21 protein-coding genes and 2 tRNA genes are annotated in these 25,741 nt (G+C 34.2%); 9 read left to right on the forward strand and 14 right to left on the reverse strand.

From position 1 onward, the window contains the following. Positions 1-251: 251 nt before the first annotated feature. On the forward strand, positions 252-1,772 hold the full coding sequence (locus tag ACQQ6V_RS08780) for a S1C family serine protease (RefSeq protein WP_448845151.1): 1,521 nt from the start codon (positions 252-254) through the stop codon (positions 1,770-1,772). A 60-nt stretch (positions 1,773-1,832) separates the two neighbouring features. Here ACQQ6V_RS08780 and ACQQ6V_RS08785 read toward each other — a convergent pair whose 3' ends face one another. The 3 genes from ACQQ6V_RS08785 to ACQQ6V_RS08795 are packed head-to-tail and all read right to left on the reverse strand — an operon-like array spanning position 1,833 to position 5,289. Continuing rightward, the gene (locus tag ACQQ6V_RS08785) at positions 1,833-2,270 is read right to left on the reverse strand and encodes a hypothetical protein (protein ID WP_448845152.1); all 438 of its coding nucleotides are present in this window, start codon (positions 2,268-2,270) and stop codon (positions 1,833-1,835) included. Beyond that, positions 2,270-2,650 (reverse strand): RidA family protein, encoded by a 381-nt coding sequence (locus ACQQ6V_RS08790; RefSeq protein ID WP_448845153.1) that lies wholly within the window; start codon positions 2,648-2,650, stop codon positions 2,270-2,272. The genes ACQQ6V_RS08785 and ACQQ6V_RS08790 overlap by 1 nt, the downstream gene beginning before the upstream one ends. 53 nt (positions 2,651-2,703) lie before the next feature. Next, a complete protein-coding gene (locus ACQQ6V_RS08795) occupies positions 2,704-5,289 on the reverse strand; it encodes a putative LPS assembly protein LptD (RefSeq protein ID WP_448846193.1) in 2,586 nt (861 codons plus the stop codon). 52 nt (positions 5,290-5,341) lie between these two features. Between ACQQ6V_RS08795 and ACQQ6V_RS08800 the strand changes: the two genes are divergently transcribed. From ACQQ6V_RS08800 to aroQ, 5 genes are all read left to right on the forward strand, one after another. After that, positions 5,342-6,631, forward strand: a complete 1,290-nt coding sequence (locus ACQQ6V_RS08800; protein ID WP_448845154.1) for an N-acetylmuramoyl-L-alanine amidase family protein — start codon at positions 5,342-5,344, stop codon at positions 6,629-6,631. A gap of 63 nt (positions 6,632-6,694) precedes the next feature. Beyond that, positions 6,695-6,766: transfer RNA gene (locus ACQQ6V_RS08805), tRNA-Glu, on the forward strand. A gap of 87 nt (positions 6,767-6,853) precedes the next feature. Then, positions 6,854-7,108: a 30S ribosomal protein S20 gene (rpsT, locus tag ACQQ6V_RS08810; RefSeq protein ID WP_079668198.1), complete on the forward strand. Its 255-nt coding sequence runs from the start codon at positions 6,854-6,856 to the stop codon at positions 7,106-7,108. Between the two features lie 12 nt (positions 7,109-7,120). Then, positions 7,121-7,192: transfer RNA gene (locus ACQQ6V_RS08815), tRNA-Glu, on the forward strand. Positions 7,193-7,274: 82 nt separating this feature from the next. Next, complete coding sequence (aroQ, locus tag ACQQ6V_RS08820; RefSeq protein ID WP_448845155.1) at positions 7,275-7,682, forward strand: type II 3-dehydroquinate dehydratase; 408 nt, start codon at positions 7,275-7,277, stop codon at positions 7,680-7,682. A 34-nt stretch (positions 7,683-7,716) separates the two neighbouring features. Here aroQ and ACQQ6V_RS08825 read toward each other — a convergent pair whose 3' ends face one another. The 6 genes from ACQQ6V_RS08825 to ACQQ6V_RS08850 form a co-directional block, all read right to left on the reverse strand. Then, positions 7,717-8,208 (reverse strand): hypothetical protein, encoded by a 492-nt coding sequence (locus ACQQ6V_RS08825; protein WP_448845156.1) that lies wholly within the window; start codon positions 8,206-8,208, stop codon positions 7,717-7,719. Further along, complete coding sequence (locus tag ACQQ6V_RS08830; RefSeq protein ID WP_448845157.1) at positions 8,186-9,547, reverse strand: DUF4153 domain-containing protein; 1,362 nt, start codon at positions 9,545-9,547, stop codon at positions 8,186-8,188. The genes ACQQ6V_RS08825 and ACQQ6V_RS08830 overlap by 23 nt, the downstream gene beginning before the upstream one ends. Before the next feature lie 337 nt (positions 9,548-9,884). Further along, positions 9,885-10,175, reverse strand: coding sequence for a winged helix-turn-helix domain-containing protein (locus ACQQ6V_RS08835; RefSeq protein ID WP_448846194.1), 291 nt, complete (start codon positions 10,173-10,175; stop codon positions 9,885-9,887). Positions 10,176-10,207: 32 nt separating this feature from the next. Beyond that, on the reverse strand, positions 10,208-10,825 hold the full coding sequence (locus tag ACQQ6V_RS08840; RefSeq protein ID WP_448845158.1) for a hypothetical protein: 618 nt from the start codon (positions 10,823-10,825) through the stop codon (positions 10,208-10,210). A gap of 70 nt (positions 10,826-10,895) precedes the next feature. Then, on the reverse strand, positions 10,896-11,318 hold the full coding sequence (locus ACQQ6V_RS08845; protein WP_448845159.1) for a PaaI family thioesterase: 423 nt from the start codon (positions 11,316-11,318) through the stop codon (positions 10,896-10,898). Positions 11,319-11,323: 5 nt separating this feature from the next. Next, complete coding sequence (locus tag ACQQ6V_RS08850; RefSeq protein WP_448845160.1) at positions 11,324-12,127, reverse strand: enoyl-CoA hydratase/isomerase family protein; 804 nt, start codon at positions 12,125-12,127, stop codon at positions 11,324-11,326. A gap of 342 nt (positions 12,128-12,469) precedes the next feature. Between ACQQ6V_RS08850 and clpB the strand changes: the two genes are divergently transcribed. Then, positions 12,470-15,073 carry an ATP-dependent chaperone ClpB gene (gene clpB / locus ACQQ6V_RS08855; RefSeq protein WP_448845161.1) on the forward strand — a complete coding sequence of 868 codons (2,604 nt, stop codon included), beginning with the start codon at positions 12,470-12,472 and terminating at the stop codon, positions 15,071-15,073. 101 nt (positions 15,074-15,174) lie between these two features. Here the strand turns inward: clpB and ACQQ6V_RS08860 are convergent, their stop codons facing one another. The 4 genes from ACQQ6V_RS08860 to ACQQ6V_RS08875 form a co-directional block, all read right to left on the reverse strand. Beyond that, a complete protein-coding gene (locus tag ACQQ6V_RS08860) occupies positions 15,175-15,879 on the reverse strand; it encodes an FKBP-type peptidyl-prolyl cis-trans isomerase (protein WP_448845162.1) in 705 nt (234 codons plus the stop codon). A gap of 265 nt (positions 15,880-16,144) precedes the next feature. Further along, positions 16,145-18,007: a M1 family metallopeptidase gene (locus ACQQ6V_RS08865; RefSeq protein ID WP_448845163.1), complete on the reverse strand. Its 1,863-nt coding sequence runs from the start codon at positions 18,005-18,007 to the stop codon at positions 16,145-16,147. A gap of 101 nt (positions 18,008-18,108) precedes the next feature. Then, complete coding sequence (locus ACQQ6V_RS08870) at positions 18,109-18,822, reverse strand: AAA family ATPase (RefSeq protein ID WP_448845164.1); 714 nt, start codon at positions 18,820-18,822, stop codon at positions 18,109-18,111. 81 nt (positions 18,823-18,903) lie between these two features. Beyond that, entirely contained in the window at positions 18,904-21,276 is a 2,373-nt protein-coding gene (locus ACQQ6V_RS08875; protein ID WP_448845165.1) for an outer membrane beta-barrel protein, read from the reverse strand. Between the two features lie 169 nt (positions 21,277-21,445). Between ACQQ6V_RS08875 and ACQQ6V_RS08880 the strand changes: the two genes are divergently transcribed. Together ACQQ6V_RS08880 and ACQQ6V_RS08885 are read left to right on the forward strand one after the other, a co-directional pair. Beyond that, positions 21,446-22,723, forward strand: coding sequence for a sensor histidine kinase (locus ACQQ6V_RS08880; RefSeq protein WP_448845166.1), 1,278 nt, complete (start codon positions 21,446-21,448; stop codon positions 22,721-22,723). Continuing rightward, the gene (locus tag ACQQ6V_RS08885; RefSeq protein WP_448845167.1) at positions 22,713-23,396 is read left to right on the forward strand and encodes a response regulator transcription factor; all 684 of its coding nucleotides are present in this window, start codon (positions 22,713-22,715) and stop codon (positions 23,394-23,396) included. Before ACQQ6V_RS08880 ends, ACQQ6V_RS08885 begins: the two co-directional genes overlap by 11 nt. A gap of 44 nt (positions 23,397-23,440) precedes the next feature. Here ACQQ6V_RS08885 and ACQQ6V_RS08890 read toward each other — a convergent pair whose 3' ends face one another. Next, on the reverse strand, positions 23,441-25,636 hold the full coding sequence (locus ACQQ6V_RS08890) for a M1 family metallopeptidase (RefSeq protein WP_448845168.1): 2,196 nt from the start codon (positions 25,634-25,636) through the stop codon (positions 23,441-23,443). Positions 25,637-25,741 lie beyond the last annotated feature (105 nt).

The following is a 25,741-nucleotide window of genomic DNA, read 5'->3' on the forward strand; positions in this document are numbered from 1 at the left end:
TATTAAACTACAATGACACAAAGTCATTAATAAAAAGATTGATATTATAAACTTTGACAATTAGTCATTATCAAATTAGTATTAATAATTCTAAAAATATGTGAAATTTTAGTTAAAATAAAACGCTATATATTAAGATATTTTTAAGATTGGTTAAACTTAGTTAAATCTATAACACTATATTTTTAGTTTACGGTCTTTTAGCATTAAATTTGTTTAGTTATAAAAACATAAAAAGAAACGATTTTAAAATGAAGAATACAATTAAAAAACTAATGCCCTTCGCTGTAGTCGGCGTAATGTCAGGCGCAACAACTTTTGGAGCCATTCATTATTTTAGTCCAAAAAATAGCAGTGAAGATTTTTCTTATTTCACAAAAAGCAGTAACAATTCTAGATTTGCAGGCATCAATTCTGGTGCTGTTGGCGATGATTTTGTAAAAGCATCCAAAATGACTGTTCCGGCAGTGGTAAGTATTAAAAATTATCAGAATCGCACAACGCAACGTAGTAATGACATGGACATGATGGACTTTTTCTTCGGAAATCCATTTGGAGGTGGCGGGCAACAAAGACAGCAGCAACAACCTCCTAAAAATATGCCATCAGGATTAGGTTCTGGCGTAATTATATCGCCTGACGGATATATTATATCAAACAATCACGTTGTTGCAGGTGCTAATAAATTAGAGGTTGTATTAAGCAACAAAAAGACATATATCGCAACTTTAGTAGGATCAGATCCAAGTACAGATATTGCACTTTTAAAAATTGAAGAAAAAGGCTTACCATATCTTAACTTTGCTAACTCTGATGTAGTAGAAGTCGGACAATGGGTATTAGCTGTTGGTAATCCATTAGGGCTTAACTCTACGGTAACTGCTGGTATTGTTTCTGCAAAAGGTAGAAGCATTGACCTTCTTAACCAACAATCTAGAACACCGATAGAAAGTTTTATACAAACGGATGCTGCTATTAACCCAGGAAATAGCGGTGGCGCTCTAGTTAATGTTAATGGAGATCTAATAGGTATTAACTCTGCAATCCAGTCTAAAACTGGATATTACGAGGGCTACGGCTTTGCAGTACCTTCTAATCTAGCGAGAAAGATTATAGAAGACATTAAGAAATTTGGTTTGGTACAAAGAGGTTTCTTAGGCGTTGGCAGTTTAGACTTATCTAACGAAATGCAAGTTGCTGGATACAATCAACAAAAGAAAACCAATTTAAAATCTGGAAACGGCATCTACGTTACAGAAATCACAGATAGCAGTGGCGCAAGTGACGCAGGGCTTAAAGTCGGTGATATTATTACAAAAATTGACGGAAGTGACATTGGAGGATTCTCTGATCTTTCTGTAATTGTAGGAAGTAAAAGACCTGGTGACAAAGTTGCTGTAACTTATACAAGAAACGGAAAAGCCAATACAACTAATGTTACCTTAAAAGATCAAAAAGGCAACACATCTTTCCGTAGTAAAGCAGACCTAAGCGTTACAGAAAAAATAGGTAGCGATTTTGAACAACTAAGTGATCGTTTTAAAGTAAATTATGGTCTTAATAGTGGAGTTATTGCCAAGAATGTAGTAGATGGCGGCGAAATGGACAAGATTGGCGTTGTAGACAACTACATTGTTATAGAAATCAATGGTAAACCAATCAACAGCCAAAAAGATGTTGAAAAAATACTTGACGGTTTCTCAGGAAATGTCCAAGTAAAATATGTTGACGAATCTGGAAGAATTATTACCAGAGGATTCAAAATGCCTTAATTATCATTTGAATGAAAACAAAAAAACCGTCTTTAGACGGTTTTTTGTTTTATCGTTATATTATTTTTTTGCTTTGAGCCTTTTTTTTCTTTCGTATATGACTTCTACAATTTTTCCGCCTATCCAAGAAAAAGGAAAAAATATTAAAAATATAGATATCTTATAAAAAGTAGGATGATATGGATAAATAATAATATCCAACATGGCGATAAACAGGATAATAAATCCAATTAAAATCGCATAAGCAACCTTTGCATACTTTACAATTAGCGCCGTTACAACACCGCCAACAGTAACTCCTAATCCTCCGAAAAATAATAATGCTATAAAAAAATAATCTTTATTTTGGACACTGTATAGCAATTGCCCCCAATGTTTAAAAGGTGCATATTCCTCATAAGTAATCCAATCAGAGTTAATCCTAACTCCAAGACTTATAATAATAGCAGCCACAAAAAGGCCGGCTAAAACACCAATTAAATTTCTACAAAAATTCATTAGTCTGCGTGCGCTATCATAGAGATTTCTATATCCACATTCTTAGGAAGGCAAGATACTTGTACCGTTTCTCTCGCAGGATAAGCTTCTGGATCTAGATAAGAAGCGTAGATCTCATTCATAACTGCAAAATCATCCATACTCTTGAGAAAGATAGTTGCTTTGACAACGTGACGAAAAGTTAAGCCTGCTTCTGTTAATATCGCCTGTAGGTTTTTCATTACTTGATGCGTTTCTTTCTCAATACCTTCTACTAACTTTCCTGTCACAGGATCTGCAGGTATCTGCCCAGAAATATATAAAATTCCATTAGCATAATTAGCCTGAGAATAAGGTCCTATTGCAGAAGGTGCATTGCTAGTGTTAACTATCTTTTTCATATTGAAACTTAATATTTTTATTGGTGCAAATCTAATAAAATTTATGAACTATCCTAAAAGCTACTATTAGGCTGAGTAAAGCTACGATCTTTATATTTCACAGCATCACTTAATATATTGGCTTTGATCCCAATAAAGAAATCATAAACCTTATATTGCCCAAATGGTACCCAGTTAAAATTAATGGTAAAACTACGCTGATCTCTAGAGAAACCAATTGTAGTCTGCGCTAACTCCTTAGATACAACATCATACGAGGTTCTCGCTGTAATATTCCAAAAAGGTGTCAACTTAAGGCTTCCGTCAAGTCCAACTGTGGCAAGTTTATTCCCAAATCTACTCACAGTCTTACTATAAGAGTAATTCGCATTAACATTTAAAGTCCAAGCTTGCTTAAAGTGGGCATAATTATTATCATCAAAATAATAATTTTCATTTCGGATTTCGCCTTTCTTCTTATAGGTTTTTGCTAAATCTTCTTTCTCTCCAAAAATAGCATCACTTAGCGGGAAAGACATTTGTAAATTAAATCCTTGCAGACTAAAGTGTCCAAAATTTTCCGTTCTGATGCCATTATTTCCGTTTTCATCATAACGTATCTCATAAGGCTCTAAAGTCAAACTGGTATTAACACTCAGTTTATTGTTAAAGAATGATGATTGAGAACTGATGTTAAAAACCGACCATTTATATTTCTCTGCCGCAAAATTATAATTACCAGATACATTAAGGTTTTCGAATATTTTAAACTTTTTAACACCTGTAGAATCTGATTTGGATCTAACCTTCATCTCCACGTTATTAGCAATATTAAAACCTATACTTTGTGTCAAACCTGTTGATGGCGATCCAAAAACTCCTCCTTCAAAAATAGAATACTTTGTAATTTCGCCACGCGAACCATAAAATTCTTTATAATAACCCCAATTTTTTTCTCCAAAATCTGGCGCATAAGTAAAGCTAAAACTTGGAGTTACCATATGTCTAACAGCCTCTACAACAGATCCTTTTTTGAAATTAAGAAAACCGTACAACATCGTTTGCAAACTTGCGCTGGTAGAAAAAGTAGAAAACCCCGTAAACTTACCTTGGTAAGTATCCTCTGTCTTATTAGATATAGGATTATACTCTCTATTAAGCACTTTGGTAGTCATTACATTATCAATATTAGCTGCTAATGAGAACGTAAAAAACTTAGCCAAAGTCGTGTTGGTAGACAATCCGATATTATTTTTAATACCTGTTTTCATGTCTTTCCACATTTTATCTTTAAAAAGATCTTCTTCTTTAGTCTGGACATAATTATTTAATGCTAATCCTGTATTAACATTAATATTCTCTAACAATCCGGATCTAATCCCAGTTTTGGGTTTAAAAAGATAAAATTGATTAATCGCCACCGTCATTGTTGGCAAATAAATATCGGTATTTCCTGTTGCAAAATTCTGAGAATAAGTTGCGTTAGCATTAATTGTAACTGGCAAATTCAGGAATCTTTTGGTTAAAGAAACTCTAGAGGTCTGACTCGTTTTTAGGTTATCCTGATTATATATAAAGTTATTATTAAGGATATTATTATAAAACTTCTGACTCGTAATATCTACCGAAGCAGAAAAAGTTAAAAAAGGATCTGCCTTACTATCTTGCTGATGACTCCATGCTATTTTATAAACGCTACTTTTGCTGTAATCATCAAGTCCTTTTATACCTCTTACCATCGTACCAACCTCGGCAGCAAAACGTCCACTGTAACGGTATTTTTTAAGATAGTTAAGTTCTGGACGAAGATTCCAGCTTCCTTTGGTATATAGATCCGACAAAATTTTAAGGTCAAAATGTTTACCAATTGGCTGATAATAACCTAATCCGTTTAAGAAAAATCCATCATTTTGTCTTTCTCCAAAACTCGGAATTAAGATTCCCGCAGACCTTTTATCAGAAAAAGGCAAAATTGCAAATGGCATCACCAGCGGCGTAGGCACCTCTTCTACATACATCTGTATAGGACCTGTGATAACCTGAGAACCATTCTTACCTTTAATCAACTTCATGTTGGGTGCTAGAAGATAGTAATCCGCAAGCGTATCTTTTTTAGCTAAAAAATACTCATCAGTCGTATATTTTCCTCTTCTGATAGCAAAAACAGAGTCGTTATATTTTTTGGTTCTTTCTGCCACTATAACACCTTCGCTTTCCTCTGTCCTTGCATTAAAAGCGACCGCCTGCTTAGTTTTATAGTTAAAGATAACCTCGTTATACTCATACTTTTTACCAGCTTGTGTGGCAACAGCTGGCTTTATCATTTTACCATTCTTATCTAGCTCACCTCTAGCATAGATCTTACCCGTAGACCAATCGATACGGATGTAATCTGCATCAATTTGTAAATCTTGATAAACAATCTGCGCCTTGCGCTCTAAGAATGTCAACTTACCCGACACCGAGTTACTCTCCTTGTCAGCTTTTGTATGCACAACATCATCCAATTGCTCTTTTGGCAATATGGTATCTTGTTTGCTTTTACTAATTGGATTAACCTCAATTTCTTTTAAATTTTTCGGCGTTGTCTGTGCTAAAAAATTGTTAAAAATTAGGATAATTAAAATTAGTGGTATATTTTTGAAAACACGTTTACTCAAATCAGTACTTCTGGAAATTTGGGTCAAAATTAATTAATTTTTAAAAATTAAGATGATTACTCTAAGATTTTATTCTAAAAAATATTTTACAGCCTTGTTTTTAATGCTTTTTGTGTTAGGTTTTTCACAAAAAAAATTCACAATTGTATTAGACGCAGGACATGGTGGTTCTGATGTTGGCGCCAATAGAACATATAGTGATATAGGTACAGTAAGAGAAAAAGATGTGACACTAGCTATAGTCTTAAAGCTAGGAAAGATGCTAGAAAAAAATAAAGATTATAAAGTAATCTACACAAGAAAGATTGACGAATATCCTTCTCTAACATCTAGAACGACACTTGCCAATAAAAGCAAAGCAGATTTTTTTGTCTCCGTGCATGTTAATTCTTCTAAAAGCACATCTTCTACTGCCCAGGGTACAGAAACTTTTGTACAAGGTCCTAATCAAAACAAAGCCAATCTAGAAGTGGCAAAGTCAGAAAATGAAGTAATATTCTTGGATGAGAATGACAAACAGAAATTTGCATCCTATGATCCAACCTCTCCAGAATCTTTAATTGCATTAAAAATCCAGCAAAGTAAATATTTAGAAGCCAGCCTAACCCTAGGTGGCTACGTTGAAGAAAATTTCGTAAAAAAAGACAAACGATTTTCTCGAGGCGTAAAACAAGCCGATCTCCATGTTCTAAGAATGAACGCCATGCCATCTGTATTAATAGAAACTGGCTTTGTTAACAATTATGATGACGCTAGATATATTGCTACCGAAGAAGGTCAACAGCAGATTGCAGAAAGTATATTTAATGCAATTAGCAGCTATAGGGGCGTTTCTGGTAAAATTGCAGAAAAACCCCGCGAACCAGAAAAACCTATTGAAATAGCGCTGAAAAACGACTTCAGGATATTGCTAATGAGCTCACCTACCAAATACGAAAGTAGTTCTCCAGAATTAAAAGGGCTTAATTACATTTTGCCCATCAAGGAAAACGGAAATTACAAATACTACTATGCCGTGACCAATATGGCATCGGCAAGAGATAACAACTTGAAAACTGCTAAAGATTCTGGCTTTAGAAACGCGATGGCAATAAGCTTCCTCCCTAATCAATCTTTAGGCTTCGGATACTACACAATAGAAGTAATCGCAACAGATAAAAAATTAGATAGCAACAATTATATCCTAAAAAGTCTAAAAGATGTCGTAAGAACTAAAGAAAAAGGAGTTTTTTATTACACTTTTGGAAAATATTCAACATTAGAAGAAGCCATAATTGCACAAAAAGATATTGATAATAAAGGCATTAAGAATACAGTGATAGAAAAAGTGTTAAAAAACTAAAAAAACATTTGCAGGAATTAAAAAAAGTCTCTACTTTTGCAACCACAAAACAACAACGAATATGGCCTATTCGTCTAGTGGTTAGGACTTCAGGTTTTCATCCTGGCAACAGGGGTTCGATTCCCCTATAGGCTACAAAAAAATAAATTTTTAAAAAAAATCGCAAAAAGATTTTGAATATTAAAAAATAATCATATCTTTGCACCCAAGTTTTAGGAAATTATGGCAAATCATAAATCAGCTCTGAAAAGAATCAGACAGAACGAAAAAAGAAAATTAAGAAACAGATACTATCACAAGACTGCTAGAACAGCTTTGAAAGTATTACGTAATGAAACGGAAAAGTCTGTTGCTACTGAGCAATTACCAAAAGTAATTTCTTTGTTAGACAAGTTGGTTAAGAAAAACATTATCCACAAAAACAAAGCAGCTAACTTAAAAAGCAAGTTAACAAAACACGTTAACAAATTAGCTTAAGACAATAAAAATGGCCCGTTCGTCTATCGGTTAGGACCTCAGGTTTTCATCCTGGTAAGAGGGGTTCGATTCCCCTACGGGCTACTTAAAGCTTCAGATTTTTTCTGAAGCTTTTTTGTTTTTAAATAAGCATTCTTTATTATCTTTACACTAGTAATTATACTTTATGAAAATACTCATTGTTAACGGCCCCAACCTTAATCTCCTTGGTACAAGAGAACCTGAGATATACGGCACTCAATCTATGGAGAATTACCTAGAGAAGCTTAAAGCAAGCTTTCTTAATGATGAGATATTATATTACCAGTCTAATATAGAAGGCGAGCTAATTAATCGTTTACAAGAAGATAATTTTGAAGCTGTGATAATTAATCCTGGCGCTTATACACATTATTCTTATGCTATCGCGGATTGTCTAAAAAACATCAACAAACCGAAAATAGAAGTTCATATTAGTAATATATATCAGCGAGAAGAATTCCGGAAAAAATCTGTTACTGCAGAAAGCTGCAATGCAGTAATATCAGGATTTGGGATGAAAGGTTATGAACTCGCTCTACTAAGTCTAAAATAAAAAAAGAATCTCAATTGAGATTCTTTTCTGTTTACTATTCAATTTTAATAAAAAACCGACCTTTTGCTTCTCCAGAAGCCATTAAGTTTTTAGAGATAATCAACCAATACTCTCCTTTTTGTTGGGTTTCATAATCGATAGTTTCCCCGAAAGGTCCATCAAAAGTATTGTCTGGCATCCTAATTTGGTTAATTCTAACATTCATTGGTTTCTCTGGTTTTATATAAGCTTTGAGACGAGAATGATTATAGTTTTCTAGTTTCAAAACAATTTGCTGCTCTGGATCGGTAATTTCTTGTATCAATCTAATCGGTAACTTAGAAGCATCAACACTTAATATAATTTGATTCGATTCTTTTTCGGTGCTTAAAATTGTAGATAAAGAATCCATTGGTCTTACTAATGACATCGAATCTTTTTTAACCACTAGATCTATATTAGGACTTTCTTTTTTACAAGCCACAAGAATTAATGGCAATAAGATACCGTATTTTAACAAAGTTTTATTCATTTTTAATCCATTCATAATATAAAATTTTTGATAATATTCCAACATCTTTTTGATTCTGCTCTTCATAATTATATCTATTTTTAGCTTCATTAGGAAAATGTTGTTCTATTAGTTGATCGTTAAAGTTAAGGCTAATTAAAAAATTAAACTCACCTTTATTATGATCAATATTGTACTGCGTAGCCAATCCACCCCAATTGACAAAACTACATACCAAAATTGTTCCATAGAAATACCAAAACATCTGATTAACAAGATAAATATTAGTTTTTTGTTTCTGAATTTTCACTAATGTCACGATTAAGCCTATCATGCTCAATATTAGAAAAGCATAAACGCCCAATCTTTTGTAAGTCATACCAAAACCAATAATGTATTCTGTATTTTTAAGAATCGCAGAACAAACCAACACAATATTAAGTATAATCCAAATTTTGGCTACCAACTTCAATAGATGAGATTTTGAATCGAAGTTAAAATTAGATTTGAAATAAAACAAAATCACCACAATTGCCATAACAATGCTCAATATTACAGCGTTTACACGCTCATGTGTTTCGGCAGAAAGATCAGTTTTCATACTTTTTACGTCAAAGAACTGTTCGTAATTATACGATATAATAAAAAATACCAACATCGTATTAAGCGCCATTAACGAAATAACACCACTTAACCTTTCAAGATTTAAGTCCAAAAAACTAAAAGTAGGTTTTTGTTGTTTGTCTTCATTAAGAAATTCATTTTTAAAATGATGATTTACTTTATAGATAAACCGTTCTATATTAAAATTCCAATAATTGAAAGCGATGAAAAAGCCCAAAATTGCCGACATCAAAAACTGAATCAGGTCAAAATTCCATTCAAAGTTAGAGAAGAACTGAGCAAAATAATCGCTGCCGTGTGTATAAATTGCAAAGAAAATAAATAGCAGAACAACTGGAATGATAATAATTGCAATCAATTTTTGAAGCTTTCCTTCTGATTGGCTCATAGGAAACCAATCTTTAAAATTAAAAAAGCGACAAACAAAGGTGAAAAAATTGGTAATCAAAACTGGAATAATCAAAAGTGATTTCAATTCTTTAGATTTTGATTTAAAACCCAATAAAATTACAGAAACTGCCAAAGCTAAAAAAGACGACAAGTCACCGAACCAAGCAAACGCAAAGCTTGACAATATTGATGTTATTAACAATGCAAAAAATGTTCTTGTCTTATTAGATTTTGGAGTTTTATAAAAAGTAAATACAGCGTAGAAAACTCCTAATATGCCAAGATTAAGCCCAGCCGTTTCGTTATAAAATAGTATTAAAAATACAACTGATGATAAAATAATTAAATGGTGTTTTTTCATGTTTTTAAGTTTTAAAAAATTATACAAATGAGAAAGTAATAGACTATTATAAAAGGAAAATTAACCATGAGAAGCAATATGGTCTTGAGAAATTCTTCCTTATTTTCCGGAAAGAAATAAAGCATAATCGACTGAAATACAATAAAAATGCAGTTGATAATAAAATTGAATATCCAAAAAAATACACAGACAAGAAGATCAATGTTAACTAGCTGAAAACGAAATAATACCAGCGTGGTAAGCCCGCAAATCCAACTGAATTTAAAATAAAGAAAAAGCGATTGATTCATATTATAAAGCACTTTGTGTTTCAAAGTCAAAACTTAAAAAAAAGAGTTTATAATCTCAACATTTTTTCAAGACCGTCTAAATGCGTCTTAAAAGCCTGTCTACCAAGCTGAGTTACTCTGTACGACGTTCTTGTTTTTTTACCTACAAATTCTTTTTTAATTTCAATATAATCAGACTTTTCTAACGAACTACTGTGACTCGCCAGGTTGCCATCTGTAACACTCAGCAGACGTTTCATTTCGTTAAAATCAACCCAATCGTTCACCATCAGCACAGACATAATGCCTAGCCTGACACGACTTTCAAATTCTTTATTGAGTTGATTAATATCCATTATTATTATCGTTACAGAAATATTGTAACACTAACTTATTTATATTTTTTATACATCACTAATCCATACACAATATGCAAGATCCCAAATCCAATTGCCCAGAACAACAAGCCCCAGCCTAAGAAGAATAAAGAAATCAAGCCTAAGCCAAGTTCACAAAAACCTAAATACTTAACATCTGATAAGGTATATCGCTCTGCATTAATTAAAGCCAAACCATAAAAAATTAGAGTAACAGGTGCAATAAAGACAAACAAATGATGTTGCAATAAAGACAAACAAAATATACCGCCAGCAACCAAAGGAATAGAAAAATTAAAAATGAGTCGTCTGGTGGTAGAATCCCAAATTTTGAGATTTTGCTGTTTACTTTTCCGCGCTGTAAAAAAATATCCACTAAGTAAAGCGACAATAAGAACAGCTACTCCAGTCAAGAATAATTCTTGTACCAGAGCTGGTTTGTAAAAATATTTTTTTTCTTCAAAATAAGAAATACCTTCTCTTATAAATACAAAATAGACGTAGACAGCGCCAATTAGAGCAGACAATCCCGCGAAAACTCCAGATAATCCACTTAATGAAATAAATCTAGAACTCCGCTCCATCATTTGGCGGATGTGTAATAGATCTTCTTTGATATTATTTTGCTCCATAAAAAAGAACTTTGAATTACAAAGTTAAAAATAAAATTGAAACTCCAAAATAAATTCCGGAGTTTTTAGCTTATAATTCTTCTAGCTTTTTGCCTATTTTATAAACTGTTCCTCTAAAGCCCGCCACCAGTACATCATCTTGATTTTTCACATTAATATCATAGACCGCCGTTTTTCGGGTTTCAGTCATTAATGTACTTTCGGCACGTAAAGTATCGCCCAAGCGCACCGCCTTCACAAAATTAATATAACAATTAAGTGCCACAGCGACCTCACCCTTATTATTAGAAGAAAATGCCAAAGCAGAATCTGCCAAAGAAAAAGTCACACCACCATGTACGGTTTTCAGACCATTAATCATTTCTGCTTTTATAGGCATCTCGATTAAGCAATAATTGTCTTTAACATCTAGAATTTTAATGCCCAACCACTGCGAAAAAGCATCCTGAGAATAGATTTTTTTTGCTGTTTCTAAATAAATATTTTCTGCCATAATCCTTATTTCCCGATATAATTAGGTTTTCTTTTTTCTAAAAATGCCGTAATACCTTCTTTAAAATCATGAGATTCTGCCGCTTCTTGTTGCAAAATAGACTCTAAATCTAACTGTTCTGTAAGACTGTTATTCTCAGATTCTAAGAATGCTTTCTTTGTTAAACTTATAGCTTTAGTAGCTGCATTAGACAAATGCCCTAAGATTTCCATAGATTTTTGTACAAATTCTCCATCAGGAAAAACATCGGCAATCATCCCTAATTTTTTGGCTTCCATCGCAGGGACTTTTTTGCCGGTAAATGATAGATAACTAGCCAATTGTCTACCTACTAATCTTGGCAAATAATAAGTACCCGCCGTATCTGGTATTAATCCAATATTAGCAAACGCCAACGAAAAATAAGAACTTTCTGTCGCCAATGTAAAATCTGTGATTAAGGCTAACATTGCGCCTGCACCTACTGCAGGACCATTAACTAAGGCTACAATTGGTTTTCTGCACTTCGTCACTTCTTCTACAAAAGGGTTATAATAATCAATGACAATTCTCTGGATAAATCTGTCGTCATCATTATCATCTTGTTCTGCAGACATCGCATCTTTAAGATTTTGTCCAGCACAGAAAGCTTTTCCACGGCCAGAAATTGCAATACAACGTACAGAATCATCATGGCTAAAAGTATGAATTGCGGTTTTCAGTTCGTGCAACATCACTTTATTTAAGCTATTGAAAACTTCTGGTTGATTAAGGAAAATAATTTGAAGTTTACCTTCAAAATGGGATTCTATTTCAAATTGTGTGTACATATCTACATGGTTTTCCCAAAGATAAGATATAAAATGCAAACTATAAAATGAAGATAAAATGCATAAAATAACACACAATCGGAAATTATGTCCAATTGAAAAAGCTTCAAATTTAAAAATTCGGAAATTTTGGCTTAATTTTTTATTAAATTCAAAAAAGTACGGTTTTTGCGAAATTGTTCTCAGAATTAAATGATTGATACGTAGAGTTTAGATTTTAGAACTAAGAAATTATACTTTAACTTTAGTAAATGAAATATTACATCGTTAAATTTTTGATCTAAAATCTAAATACTACAACAGAAAACTAAACACCAATTATAACATACTAAAAACCTAAAAATGAATCTTAATCAATATACTGTAAAATCACAAGAAGCCATCCAAGCTGCACAACAAGTCGCATTGGAGTTTGGTAATCAACAAATAGAACCTCAACATCTTTTGGAAGGCATCTTCCAAGTGGATGAAAATATATCGCCTTTCCTCTTAAAAAAATCCGAAGCAGATGCTGTTTTGGTTAGAGAAAGAAACCGCGAACTGTTAGAAAAACTTCCGAAAGTAGAAGGTGGCCAAATTTATCTTTCGCAAAACGCGAATAAAGTTTTATTAGACGCCCCGAATATTGCTAAAAAAATGGGCGACGAATTCGTGACCATCGAGCATCTTTGGTTATCGCTAATCGATGTTAATTCGCCGGTTTCTCAATTATTGAAAGACATGGGCGTTACCAAAAAACTATTGGAAGGCGGCATTAATGAACTTAGAAAAGGTAGTAAAGCGACTTCTGCAAGTTCTGAAGAGACTTACCAATCCTTAAATAAATACGCTAAAAACTTTAATGAGCTGGCTGCTGAAGGAAAATTAGATCCTGTTATCGGTCGTGATGAAGAGATCCGTAGAGTTCTACAAATTTTATCAAGAAGAACCAAAAATAATCCCATTCTTATTGGTGAGCCTGGTGTTGGTAAGACGGCAATTGCAGAAGGTATTGCTCATAGAATTATCAATGGCGACGTTCCTGAAAATCTACAAGACAAAACCTTGTATTCTTTGGATATGGGCGCGCTAATCGCTGGTGCCAAATATAAAGGCGAGTTTGAAGAACGTCTAAAATCTGTGGTTAATGAAGTGACAAAATCCGATGGACAAATTATTTTGTTCATCGACGAAATTCACACATTAGTTGGCGCTGGTGGCGGCGAAGGTGCAATGGATGCCGCTAATATATTAAAACCCGCTTTGGCAAGAGGCGAGTTAAGAGCAATTGGCGCAACGACTTTGAACGAATATCAAAAATACTTTGAGAAAGATAAAGCTCTCGAAAGACGTTTCCAAAAGGTCATGGTGGAAGAACCAGATACAGAATCTGCGATTTCTATCCTTAGAGGGATTAAAGATAAATACGAAGCACACCACAAAGTAAGAATCAAAGACGAAGCGATTATTGCAGCTGTTGAGATGTCTCAGCGTTATATTTCGGATCGATTTTTACCGGACAAAGCGATTGATTTGATTGATGAAGCATCGGCAAAACTCAGAATGGAAATTAATTCTAAGCCTGAAGAACTGGATGTTCTCGATAGAAAAATCATGCAGATGGAGATAGAATTGGCTGCCATTGCAAGAGAAGGCAATCAGACCAAGATAGATCATCTAAAAGAAGATCTATCTAAAATTACAGAGCAACGAAACGGCATTAACGCCAAATGGCTTAAAGAAAAACAAAAATCAGAGGATTTAACTTCAATTAAAAAAGATATTGAAGCCTTAAAACTAGAAGCCGAACGTGCTTCCAGAGCTGGTGATTACGCCAAAGTTGCAGAAATACAATACGGCAAAATCAAGGAAAAAGAAGATGCGCTGCAAACCTTAGAGTTGGAAATGCAAAATCATCAAAATGAATTGATAAAAGAAGAAGTAACGTCCGATAATATCGCCGAAGTGATTGGCAAATGGACGGGCATTCCGGTTACGAAATTAATCCAATCCGAAAGAGAAAAATTATTGCATCTAGAAGACGAGCTTCATAAACGAGTGGTTGGTCAAGAAGAAGCAATAGAAGCTGTTGCCAACGCGATTAGAAGAAATAGAGCGGGATTAAGTGATGATAAAAAACCCATTGGTTCGTTCTTATTTTTAGGAACGACAGGTGTTGGAAAAACCGAACTGGCAAAGGCTTTGGCAGAACTGCTTTTCGATGATGAAAACAATATGACGAGAATCGATATGAGCGAATATCAGGAACGTCACAGCGTTTCTCGATTAGTCGGCGCGCCTCCTGGATACGTTGGTTATGATGAAGGTGGACAGTTGACGGAAGCAGTGCGAAGAAGACCTTATTCTGTGGTACTTTTAGACGAAGTAGAAAAAGCACATCCTGACGTTTTCAATACGTTATTGCAAGTTTTGGATGACGGAAGATTGACGGATAATAAAGGCAGAGTGGTTAATTTCAAGAATTCGATTATAATTATGACGTCTAATTTGGGTTCACATTTAATTCAAGAGCGCTTCGATTCCGCTCAGCGTGACAAAGACGATAATATCGATTTGGAAACATTAGAACAAGCCAAAACCGAAGTTTTCGATTTGTTAAAGCAAAGTCTTCGTCCAGAATTTTTGAACAGAATTGATGAGATTGTACTTTTCCAACCTTTAACCAAAAAGAATATTGGAAAAATCGTACAGTATCAATTGCGAGGTCTTAACGAACTTTTGGCACAACGAAATATTATCTTGACGTCAACTCAAGATGCATTGGATTATCTAATGAATAAAGGTTACGATCCAGTTTTCGGGGCAAGACCACTAAAAAGAGTCATTCAGCAAGATGTTTTAAATAAATTATCTAAAGAAATCTTAGCCGGAAATGTAAATGATGGCGACAGAATTACGATGGATTTCTTTTCAGAAACTGGTTTGGTTTTTAGACCAACCGAATAAATAGCGTTAAATTTTCATATCATATTACACTAAAAAAAGCCTTCAGTAAATTAATACTGAAGGCTTTTTGATGATATACTTCAACAATTGAGAAATATCTTTTATTTTATATTCACTAATTCTACATCAAAAATAATGGTAGAACCTCCAGGAATTGCTCCTCCAGCGCCCTGATCTCCGTAAGCCAAATCTGCAGGAATGTAAAATCTATATTTAGATCCTTTACTCATGAGTTGAATGCCTTCTGTCCAACCTTTGATCACGCTGCCTAAATTAATATCCATCGGTGCGCCTCCATTTTTATCTGTAGAGTCGAAAACCGTTCCGTCTAAAAGTTTCCCTGTATACTTAACCTCTACAACATCAGATGCTTTAGGCTTAGTTTTACCATCACCTTCCTGCAAAACTTCATATTGCAAGCCAGAAGCTGTAGTTTTCACTTTAGGGTTAGTACCGTTCTTGGTAAGAAATTCAACGCCTTTTTTCTTATTTTCGTCTGTCTTTCCCAATGCTTCAGACTGCTTTTTTTCGTGTTGTTTCTGCATAAAGCTCTGCATAAAGTTATTCATGTCCTCAGCTGGTAATAACTTCTTTTTCCCGTCCATTTCTTCTTTAATAGCCTGTGCCAAAAGATCTGCATCGACTTTAATACCTTCCTGCTTCATATTTTGAGCAATATTTAAGCCTATATAATAAGATGCTTTTTGGTCATCAGTATATTTGCTGTCATCTTGCTTATCGCTTTTCTCAGTACAAGAAAAACTAAATGCTGCTATGCACAATAATGCGATAGTCTGTCTTTTCATATGATAATTTTATATTGATATGATTAAATATTGACCGCAAATTTATCATTTATTACAAGAACTGCCCTGCTGTAAAGCATTTTTCTACGACAAACTTTTTTGATTATGATTTTTGACAACAATTTTCATTGAATAAATAATCTAAAAAAATACTTCATCATAAAATATCAACAGCAAAAGCATCTATTTTTTTTCTAAAATTAAACAAAAAAAAGCCTTCAGTATTAATGTACCGAAGGCTTTCTCTTGATATTTGAAATCAAATTTATAACGACTTAGTATTATCGTCTGGCGTATAATCCATAAATAATCCACCATCTAAGTTGACTGATTTCACTGCTTTTTTTGTTGGAATATTTAAAATTGTTTCCTTTTGATTTTTCTCCCAAACTTCTGGTGTATAATGCGTATTCTCCACAGATCCATCTTGATAAGTTACCACCACATCAAATGGAATCGCAAATCCTCCAACATTTTTCACATTGACATTAAGTTGATTATTTTGTTGAGAAATATTATCCACTTTTAGATCGATATAATAATTACTGTAGAACCAATTGTTCCAAAACCAATTAAGATTTTTCCCAGATCCAGTATTGAATGAATTAAAATAATCCCACGGAATTGGATGCTTTCCATTCCAATTATCCATATAATGATGTAAGGTTTTTTTGAACAAATCATCACCCAGATAATCCTTAATTGCCAAATAAGATAAAGAAGACTTCACATAAGAATTATTACCGTATCCAGCGCCAGACACCTGCGTACTCATTGTAATAATCGGTTGATCTTGTTCTGCCGAAGGATCGTTAATCCAACGCTTTACACGAAAATTTTTATAAAACTTGTCCGCCGCTTCTTTACCAGAATGTCCAATGCCAATCAGATATTCAAAAGTGGTTGCCCAACCTTCATCCATAAAGGCATAACGCGTCTCGTTAATTCCCATATAAAACGGAAAATACGTGTGTGCAATCTCATGATCTGCGGTTAATCTTGCATCTTGGAAATCATCAGGAACGCTCGTATCGTTGATCATCATTGGGTATTCCATATCGGCGTAACCTTGGATGGCGGTCATCACAGGATACGGATATTCTACACCTGGCCAGTTTTTAGAAAACCAATCGATGTTGTAACGCATCCAACCGGTATATTGTTCAAAATCTTTGGCGCCGACTTTATAAGCAGACTGTACGCTAACTCGTTTTGATTTTAATTGTACGCTAGACGCATCCCAAACATAATGATTGCTCAGTGCAAAGGTAAAATCAGTGATATGATTCGCTTTGAATTTCCAGATATTCCAATCGTTTTGTTTGGTCACTTTACCTGATTTCATTTCAGATTCGTTGGCGATAGAAATGATTTTGTCAGATTTCAAAGATTCTTTAAAACGCTTTAGATATTCAGGTTGAAGGACATCACTCGGATTAAGAAAATCGCCCGTTGACCAAACGACATAATTCTTGGGCGCTGAAATCTCAAAATTATAATCGTTAAAATCATTGTAAAACTCCTGTCTGTCAGAATGTGCCAACATATCCCAACCATTGTAATCGTCATACACAGAAACTCTCGGGAAAGAATAGGCTACAAAAAAAGTATTGGGATCAATTTGCCCTTCTCTTCCGCTCTGTACAGATAATGGATATTGCCATTCTATTTTAATCTCTGAATTTGATTTTGAAGCTAAAGGCGATTTCAATTTAACCGAAGTTACCGTTCCAAAGTCATTATTAACTTGATAAGCTTCTCCATTTATGGTTAAAGATTTTATCGTTAAACCGTCGCTCAAAAAATCTTTGCCAACATAACCAGATCTTGGCGATTGTGGCTTGTGCAAATTATTAACAAATCTGATTGCGATATTCTTAAGATCATCAGGGCTATTATTAGAATACTGAATAACCTCTGATCCAGAAACCATTTTAGTTTCTGCATCTACTTTTACCTTGACATCATAAACTCCTTTATTCTGCCAGTAATTTTTTCCGGGTTTTCCAGAAATATCACGTGTCCCTTTAGCATAAGCTTTTTTAACATTTCTGGGCATATATAATTCTTGCGAAAATGCGTGTGAAAATAGAGCGCAAAATGCAAGGCTAAAAAATATCTTCTTCATAGTTAATAGTTATAATAAATTTCAAAATTTAGGTTAAAGAAACGAAATATTTACTCAAAATTAAAATGTCAAATTATTAATTCAACTTCATTATGATTTCACTAATCGTAATTAAGATTTTCTAAAGTTTCAATCAAAAGTGCTTTAACCTGAGTTAATGCATGATCTTTAGCTTCAGCAAATGATATATTATATTGTCGATTGGTATTCTTGAGATGATCCGGAAAAGCTTTTAAAATTTGATCATAATAATCATCTAATACCTTCTGGCTAGGCATTTCGTAGCCAATTCTCACTTGGAATCGCCGCATCAAAGCAACATCCAAAATCTCTGCATGATTGGTCGCCGCAATTAACAATGACTTCTCAGAAAACTGATCTATCAGCTGGATTAAGGCATTTACCAAGCGTCTCATTTCGCCCACATCATGATCGTCATTACCGCGCATTTTCCCCAAATGATCGAATTCATCCAAGAATAAAACGGCTCTCTCACGTTCTGCTTTATCAAAAACCATTTTGATATTCTTAGCCGTTTCGCCAATTCTTGAGGATACAAAACTGCTCAGATCAAGCACCAACAAAGGTTTATTAAGCTTAGAAGCAATGGCTTTTGCCGTCATCGTTTTTCCACAACCAGAATGTCCATACAGCAAGATTTTATTATTAACAGGAAGATTATATTTTTTTAATTCTTCGATGTAAGAAAATTCTTTAAGCAAAGTATCCAAGGCTTTTTTGTTAGACTCGTTAAGGACAACATCGTCCCACTCTACTTTTTCTCGATCAAAAATTAAAAGGTCAATAATATTCATTACAGATTAAAAAGAAATTGCGTAATAATGAGTGAAAATTTCGACTCAAAATTACGCAATATTTTATTGAAAAAAACTTAATTATAATCGGCTTTGCTCATCTGCTTTTTGGATAGATTTCGCTGCTTTTACCGATTGATTTCCGAAATTATATTTAAGAGCTAAAGATACCAACTGAGTATCGCGGTAATCATAAAAATAACTGTTTTGATTGGCATACTTGGTGGTTAATTTCTCTTTTGAGGTTTTAAAAATATCATCAAAGAAAAGGCTTGCTTCTAGTTTTTTATTAAAGAATTTTCTGTTCATCACCATATAAGCCGTCCAATTTCCGGAATATCTAAAAGTCCCTTGTATACCAGGAGAACCATATTGATGACCAACTTCTAATGTCCAATCCGACGCTTTATCCAATGTAAAACTCGTAGAAATACTGGAATTAAACACCCAAACCTGATTCTTATACAATTGCTTATCCATCCCGAAAAAATAATTTTCGTCATGGTAAAGATCTTCCGAAACGCTAATCGTCCACCAAGGTTTTACTTGGAAATCGCGCGCAAGACTGAATCCGTAAGACGTTGCTTTTTCAATATTTGTGTAACGATAGACCAATGTTTTAGTATCTGGCATTTGGAAATTAATCTCCATTGATGGATCAATGTTTTTACTATAAAACGCCTCGAAATTCCAGTTTTTAAAGTTATAAGTAAAATTAAAATCATGACGTATCGTTGCTCTTAACCTTGGATCTCCTTGAAAATATGAGAATAAGTTGTAGTACGATTTGGCGGGATTCAACCAAGAATAGCTGGGTCTTGTAATTCGTTTACCATAAGAAAACCCGAATTGATGCTTATTCTCTGTCGTATATTGAATGTAAGCCGTTGGAAATAATTTAAGATATTGATTATCATTAACCTCATGAGGCTCAGAAACGATGCCAGTCAAATCCGTATTTTCTGCACGTAATCCACCTTTAAAACTCCATTTATCCAAATTAAGCGCTAAGGAAACATAAGCCGCTGCATTGCCTTCTTTATAATCGAAAACATTGCTTTTCTCTGGTCTATAAACTATAGCTCCGTTTTCGTCATCCGAAAAATTAAGAATACTGTTGGTTTTTACAATGCTGTATTTTGCACCTGCATCCAGCTCCCACTTTTCATTTTTCCAATTATAATCCGCTTGTTGCGAGAACAATTTAACATCTTGACCGCTGTCACTTATTAATGTTTGAGAAGTAGGTTGTTGATTAACAAAGTTAAGATCGGTAAAAATATGTTGAAAATCCTTACTGTTATTGGCGATAAAATAAGAGGTAAAAGACAATTTATTCTTCCCGAATTTGTGATCCAACTGCAAGCTCAGATTGTTATTGATAGAACTGCTGTGATGATCGTTAATTGTGTTATAGTAAGATTCCATCACGTTTTGTGCGTTATAAATTTTGGTAGGAACGTGGTAAATCCCATAAGATTTTGGAGAATAATAACCTCTGTATCCTAATACCAAAGAGGTGTTTTCATTAGGTTGAAATTCTACAGATGCATTAACAGAATTCTGCTGATTATTGATATCTTTTCGGTTAAGAATACCCTTCCAAGTGGTCTGATCTTCTTCATAATAAATATAATTATCTTCTGCTCGATAGTAGGCACCAGCACCGCGAGAATAGCTAGCCATAGTAGAAAACTTTCCTTTTTTGTAATACTGCGCAATCGTGCCAACGCCTTTAGGATACATCGATTGGACATACTTCCCAGACAGGTAGCCACGATAACCTTCTAATTTATTTTCTTTCATCACGATGTTAAGAACGGCATTACCAGAGGCTTCATATTTTGCTGGCGGATTGGTGATGACTTCCACAGATTTCACGTCGCTACCTTGAGTATTTTCCAAAAGCATTTTCAGCTCGTCGCCTGATACCATTACTTTTTTATCATTAATGGTGATAAGAATACCGCCGCTTCCTTTGATTTTAAAATCATTATTGGAGAACACAACGCCAGGTGTTTTTTTAAGAATCTCCCAAGCGCTAAGGCTAGAAATATTACTATTCTCTACATTGAATTCTAGTCGATCTATTTTCCGTTTTACAACAGGTTTTTTCTTGATAATGGCTACTTCTTCGATTTCGGAAGTGTTTTCTTTTTTTAGAATTATATTAAAGGTCAAACTAGATTTTGATAAATCTAATTGCTTCTCAAATGTTGCGTATTCTAGGTCGTTGATGACTAATTTGATTTGATTTTCTGTAATGCCTTCTAAGCTGAAAATGCCTTCGTCATTAGTCATAAAACTTTTAATCAAAACATTATTGGTATTAAAAACCTCAACTTTAGCTTGCGAAATATTTTGTTGCTGATCGTTGGTTACCTTAACATCAATTTTCTGTTGCTGAGCCATCGCCAGAACCGGAAAACATAAGGCGAGAAATATATTTTTCATGGATTAATGTTTTAAAGTTTAATTTTAACACTACAAAATTGAATTTTATCCACAAGAAATTCGGTTAATGAAAGGTTAATGCGAGGTTAACGTCCATTTAGGATTAAGGAAAATTTTATATTTGCTCATGCTTAAGAATCATAAAAAACTGATTGCTATATTTTTTATAATGTTCCTGATTTTGGTTGGGATACAAGTTTATTTCTTGTATAAAACTTATAAAATTAAAGAAAGTCAAGCTTATGATTATGTTATTGGGCAACTGGATTATTACAGAGATGACTTCAAAAAGGAATATGGTTTGCGAGAAGATACTGTGCAAAGTTATTTTGTAAAATTCAGAGAAGGGAAAATTAACGAGTCGCAATTTCGAGAGAACATCAAGCACCTTAATAAAAAATCTATTCCATCTTACACCCTTTTAATAGACAGTATTTTCAGTAAAGACCATTACGAAGTCGCGACTAGATATGACTTGTTGAGCACTAAATATCTTCCGGAAGACCGATTACTGTTCACGAAACCAATTACGATTTTCGAGACCTCCAGAAAAGTCACCAAGCCTGGAAAAACACAAGATGGAACTTGGGAAACATCATCATCCACGACTGATGACGACAAAAATGATAGCGCAACACCAAGATTGAATAGCTACAAAACCAAAACTGCCAACTATTACGAAATAAAAAACATCCAATCCATTGTCTTCAAAGACTTATGGATTCTGATTATTTGTTGTATTTTAATTCTTGCGGCGGTGTTGTGGATATTTATTTTGACAATCAAAAACCTCATCAGACAACAGAAACAAGTAGAAGTCTTGCATACCGTGGTGGACAATATTGCACACGAGTTCAAAACACCCATTGCTACTTTAAAAATTGCTACCAAAGCTTTAAAAAAAGACTGGAATAAAAACAATCTTCCGTTGCTAGAAAGACAAATTAATCGCTTAGAAAGCCTCATGCACCAACTCCATAATGATGACGATACAACTATTGAAGTCCGTAATATAGTATTCTCTGACTGGAATTATTTTATTGAAGATTTGAAGTTCTCACATCCAGAAATCGAATTTAATTTTGAAAACCATACTCCAGAACAGCTTCCCTTTAACAAAACCGACATGGAAACCTTGATTAAGAATCTATCTGAAAACAGCATAAAATATGGTGCTACTCAAGTTAAAATCCAAGTTAAGATCATCAAAAACCAACTAGAAATTAGCATCACCGACAACGGAATTGGCATTGCAAAAAAGGAACTTAATAATATTTTTGAGAAGTTTTATAGAGTCCAATCAGATAATATCCATAACACAAAAGGCTTAGGTCTCGGGCTTTTTATTGTTAAAAGTATAATCGAAAAGTATAACGGAAAGATAGAACTAACTAGCGAGGTTAACATCGGTACAACTTTCAAACTAACATTGCCTTATGAAAACTAAAATCTTATTGGTAGAAGACGATTCAGATTTTGGGATGATCTTACAACAATATCTGGAGTTGAGTGATTTCGAGGTATCTTGGTTCTCCAATCCTCTAGAAATAGCCAATCAATTAGACGACAATTTCTCCTACAACATTGGGATTCTTGATATCATGATGCCTCATATTGATGGTTTTTCTTTAGCCAAAATGATCTTAACAAAGCATCCACAATTTCCAATTTTGTTTCTAACGGCTAAAAACCAACAGATTGATAGAATTATGGGATTGAAAATTGGCGCCGACGATTATATTTCAAAACCTTGTGATCCCGAAGAACTCATCTTAAGAATCAATAATATACTGAAAAGAACAAGCACACCAAGCATTCAAAATACTATTAAAATCGGCGAATACACTTTAAACATAGAGAAACTCTTACTTCAACATAGCAATGGCGACATCCGACTGACATTAAAGGAAAAAGACTTGCTTCAATACCTTCTAAAACACAATCATCAGACCATAAAACGCGACGCCATCCTTGAAGAAATCTGGGAAACTAATGATTATTTTACAGGAAGAAGTATGGACGTTTTTATCAGCAGATTAAGAAAATACCTCAGCCAAGATCCATTGATTAAGATAGAATCTATCCGAGGAATTGGCTTTGAGATTAACTTTCCTGCATAAAAAAAAGACAACCGAAGTTGCCTTTTCATGAATTGTATTGGATATTATTCTTTCTTAAAAGTGAAAGTCTGTCCGCCTTGTAAAATATCAAAAGTCTTTTTGTCTTTAGCAAATTTAATCTCAATTCCAGCCATATCAAAGCTGAAACGACCATCTCCTTGATACTCTAACGGGAAAGATTGCTGACCAGTTGCCTGAGCGGTAAGCTTATTATTGTCAACTTTCAAGGTGAATTTAATTGGTATTTCTTTAGCTGAAAAAACACCTACAAAATCATTAAGATTAATTTTTTCTATTGCAGGACTATTCATCTTAAAGGTATTATTAGCCGTATTAATATCAGGGAAATCTCCATTAACATCAAGGGTAACAGATTCTATTTCTTTTTTGGTATCTGCTCTAAAAGTCCAATCCGTATTACGTCTCCAGATATCAACTGGTAAGTTAAGATCCTGAGTTGTACCATCTTTATATTTCACTTGCAAATTAACTGGCATTACCATTTTTTCTAAATTAGACACCGAAATAATAGATCCATTAGCGGGATTATTGTCTACATATTTTACGTTAGTTATGGCTTGATCTAGCTTCCAATTATTAAGAATCCAAGCTCTCCAGAACCAAGACAAATCTTCTCCAGACACATTCTCCATCGTTCTGAAAAAATCATCAGGAACAGGATGCTTAAAAGCCCAACGGTTAATATACTCCTTGAAAGCCTTATCAAATCTCTCTGGTCCCAAGATACTTTCTCTAAGAACCGTCATTGCTGCACCAGGTTTGTAGTAAGCCAGTGCGCCAATACTCGCTTCCTTCATATTGTCAGGTGGTGTATCTACAGGCTCTAACTTATCGTTAAACAGGTAAAATGCCATGCCTCTAATTGGCTTCTTGCTATAATATTCGCCTTTGTTAAATTCTTTAGTGGATAGATTATTGATGAATGTGTTGAAGCCTTCATCCATCCATGCATGTCTTCTTTCATTAGAGCCTACAATCATCGGAAACCAATTATGCCCAAATTCGTGATCGGTAACTCCCCAAAGTCCTTTTCCTTTTGAGGTAAATTTACAGAAAACAATACCTGGATATTCCATTCCGCCCTCGTTACCAGCTACATTAGTTGCTGCAGGATAAGTATATTCATACCATTGTTTAGAATAATGCTCTATAGATGCTTTGGTATATTCTGTAGATCTGCTCCAAGCGGCTTGCCCATCGCTCTCTGCAGGATAAGCAGATATGGCTAAAGACTTTTTCCCCGAGGGCAAATTAATACGCGCTGCATCTATTATAAATGCGGGAGAGGCTGCCCAAGCAAAATCTCGAGTTTGGTTAATCTTAAACTTCCATGTTTTAGTCCCAGAAGTATTATCTTGCCCAAGCTCAGAAGCTGTTCTAATCATCACCGTCTTATCGCTGTTCTTAGCTTCGTTCCAACGTTTTTGTTGCTCTGCAGAATAGACATCTTTGGTATTAAGCAATTCTCCAGAACCCATCACATAATAGTTAGACGGCACGGTAATATTAGCTTCTACATTACCATATTCTAGATAAAACTCTCCTGCACCAAGATAAGCATCATTGTTCCAACCCAAGATATCATCATAGACAGCCATTCTCGGGAACCATTGCGCCATGGTAAAAATCTTACCGTTTTTAGTTTCCAAAATACCCATTCTGTCTGATCCATAATCTGGAGCTACAAAAGAGTAATCAATATTAATTTTCAGTTTTCCGCCGTTAGCTTTAAGATTTTTAGGCAGGTCTATTTGCATCCTTGTATCGGTAATTGTATACTTAGCAACTTGTCCATTAACCTTAACCGAACGAATGTCATAACCACCATCAAAGCTCTGCCCCTTATCGCCATATCTAGAGTTACTCATTGGGATAGTAGCATTACCACGAGATGTCTTACTGAATAGATTCTGATCCAATTGCATCCATAAAAAACTCATCTCGTCTGGACTATTATTGACATAATCTACTTCTTGTGATGCTGTAAGTTCTTTTTTTTCAGGATTAAGTGAAGCATTAATTTTATAATCAGCAGAGTTTTGCCAATATCGTGGTCCTGGCTGCCCACTTGCGGAGCGAAACTCATTACCATTTTTTGTATAGAAAGCTTCTTTAAAAGTTTCTTTATAATCGTAATTAGATGTCTGTTGTGCAAAGCCGTGGGTCGCAATAGAAACTAATGCAATGACGGCAAATCTGTGAGGGAGTTTAAAATTCATGTTACTTTAGTATTATATGAAAGCAAATTAATGAATAAAATTAAGAACTTCTTATATTAAAAGAATTATCATGATTATAAGGCATAAAAAAACTGTGCATAATTT

This window comes from Chryseobacterium electrogenes, assembly GCF_053553015.1.

Excerpts from the sequence above, each read along its gene's own strand:
- ACQQ6V_RS08780 (WP_448845151.1), top strand. The coding sequence starts at position 252 with ATGAAGAATACAATTAAAAAACTAATGCCCTTCGCTGTAGTCGGCGTA.
- ACQQ6V_RS08785 (WP_448845152.1), bottom strand. The coding sequence starts at position 2,270 with ATGAATTTTTGTAGAAATTTAATTGGTGTTTTAGCCGGCCTTTTTGTG.
- ACQQ6V_RS08790 (WP_448845153.1), bottom strand. The coding sequence starts at position 2,650 with ATGAAAAAGATAGTTAACACTAGCAATGCACCTTCTGCAATAGGACCT.
- ACQQ6V_RS08800 (WP_448845154.1), top strand. The coding sequence starts at position 5,342 with ATGATTACTCTAAGATTTTATTCTAAAAAATATTTTACAGCCTTGTTT.
- rpsT (WP_079668198.1), top strand. The coding sequence starts at position 6,854 with ATGGCAAATCATAAATCAGCTCTGAAAAGAATCAGACAGAACGAAAAA.
- aroQ (WP_448845155.1), top strand. The coding sequence starts at position 7,275 with ATGAAAATACTCATTGTTAACGGCCCCAACCTTAATCTCCTTGGTACA.
- ACQQ6V_RS08825 (WP_448845156.1), bottom strand. The coding sequence starts at position 8,208 with ATGAATGGATTAAAAATGAATAAAACTTTGTTAAAATACGGTATCTTA.
- ACQQ6V_RS08830 (WP_448845157.1), bottom strand. The coding sequence starts at position 9,547 with ATGAAAAAACACCATTTAATTATTTTATCATCAGTTGTATTTTTAATA.
- ACQQ6V_RS08840 (WP_448845158.1), bottom strand. The coding sequence starts at position 10,825 with ATGGAGCAAAATAATATCAAAGAAGATCTATTACACATCCGCCAAATG.
- ACQQ6V_RS08845 (WP_448845159.1), bottom strand. The coding sequence starts at position 11,318 with ATGGCAGAAAATATTTATTTAGAAACAGCAAAAAAAATCTATTCTCAG.
- ACQQ6V_RS08850 (WP_448845160.1), bottom strand. The coding sequence starts at position 12,127 with ATGTACACACAATTTGAAATAGAATCCCATTTTGAAGGTAAACTTCAA.
- clpB (WP_448845161.1), top strand. The coding sequence starts at position 12,470 with ATGAATCTTAATCAATATACTGTAAAATCACAAGAAGCCATCCAAGCT.
- ACQQ6V_RS08860 (WP_448845162.1), bottom strand. The coding sequence starts at position 15,879 with ATGAAAAGACAGACTATCGCATTATTGTGCATAGCAGCATTTAGTTTT.
- ACQQ6V_RS08865 (WP_448845163.1), bottom strand. The coding sequence starts at position 18,007 with ATGAAGAAGATATTTTTTAGCCTTGCATTTTGCGCTCTATTTTCACAC.
- ACQQ6V_RS08870 (WP_448845164.1), bottom strand. The coding sequence starts at position 18,822 with ATGAATATTATTGACCTTTTAATTTTTGATCGAGAAAAAGTAGAGTGG.
- ACQQ6V_RS08875 (WP_448845165.1), bottom strand. The coding sequence starts at position 21,276 with ATGAAAAATATATTTCTCGCCTTATGTTTTCCGGTTCTGGCGATGGCT.
- ACQQ6V_RS08880 (WP_448845166.1), top strand. The coding sequence starts at position 21,446 with ATGTTCCTGATTTTGGTTGGGATACAAGTTTATTTCTTGTATAAAACT.
- ACQQ6V_RS08885 (WP_448845167.1), top strand. The coding sequence starts at position 22,713 with ATGAAAACTAAAATCTTATTGGTAGAAGACGATTCAGATTTTGGGATG.
- ACQQ6V_RS08890 (WP_448845168.1), bottom strand. The coding sequence starts at position 25,636 with ATGAATTTTAAACTCCCTCACAGATTTGCCGTCATTGCATTAGTTTCT.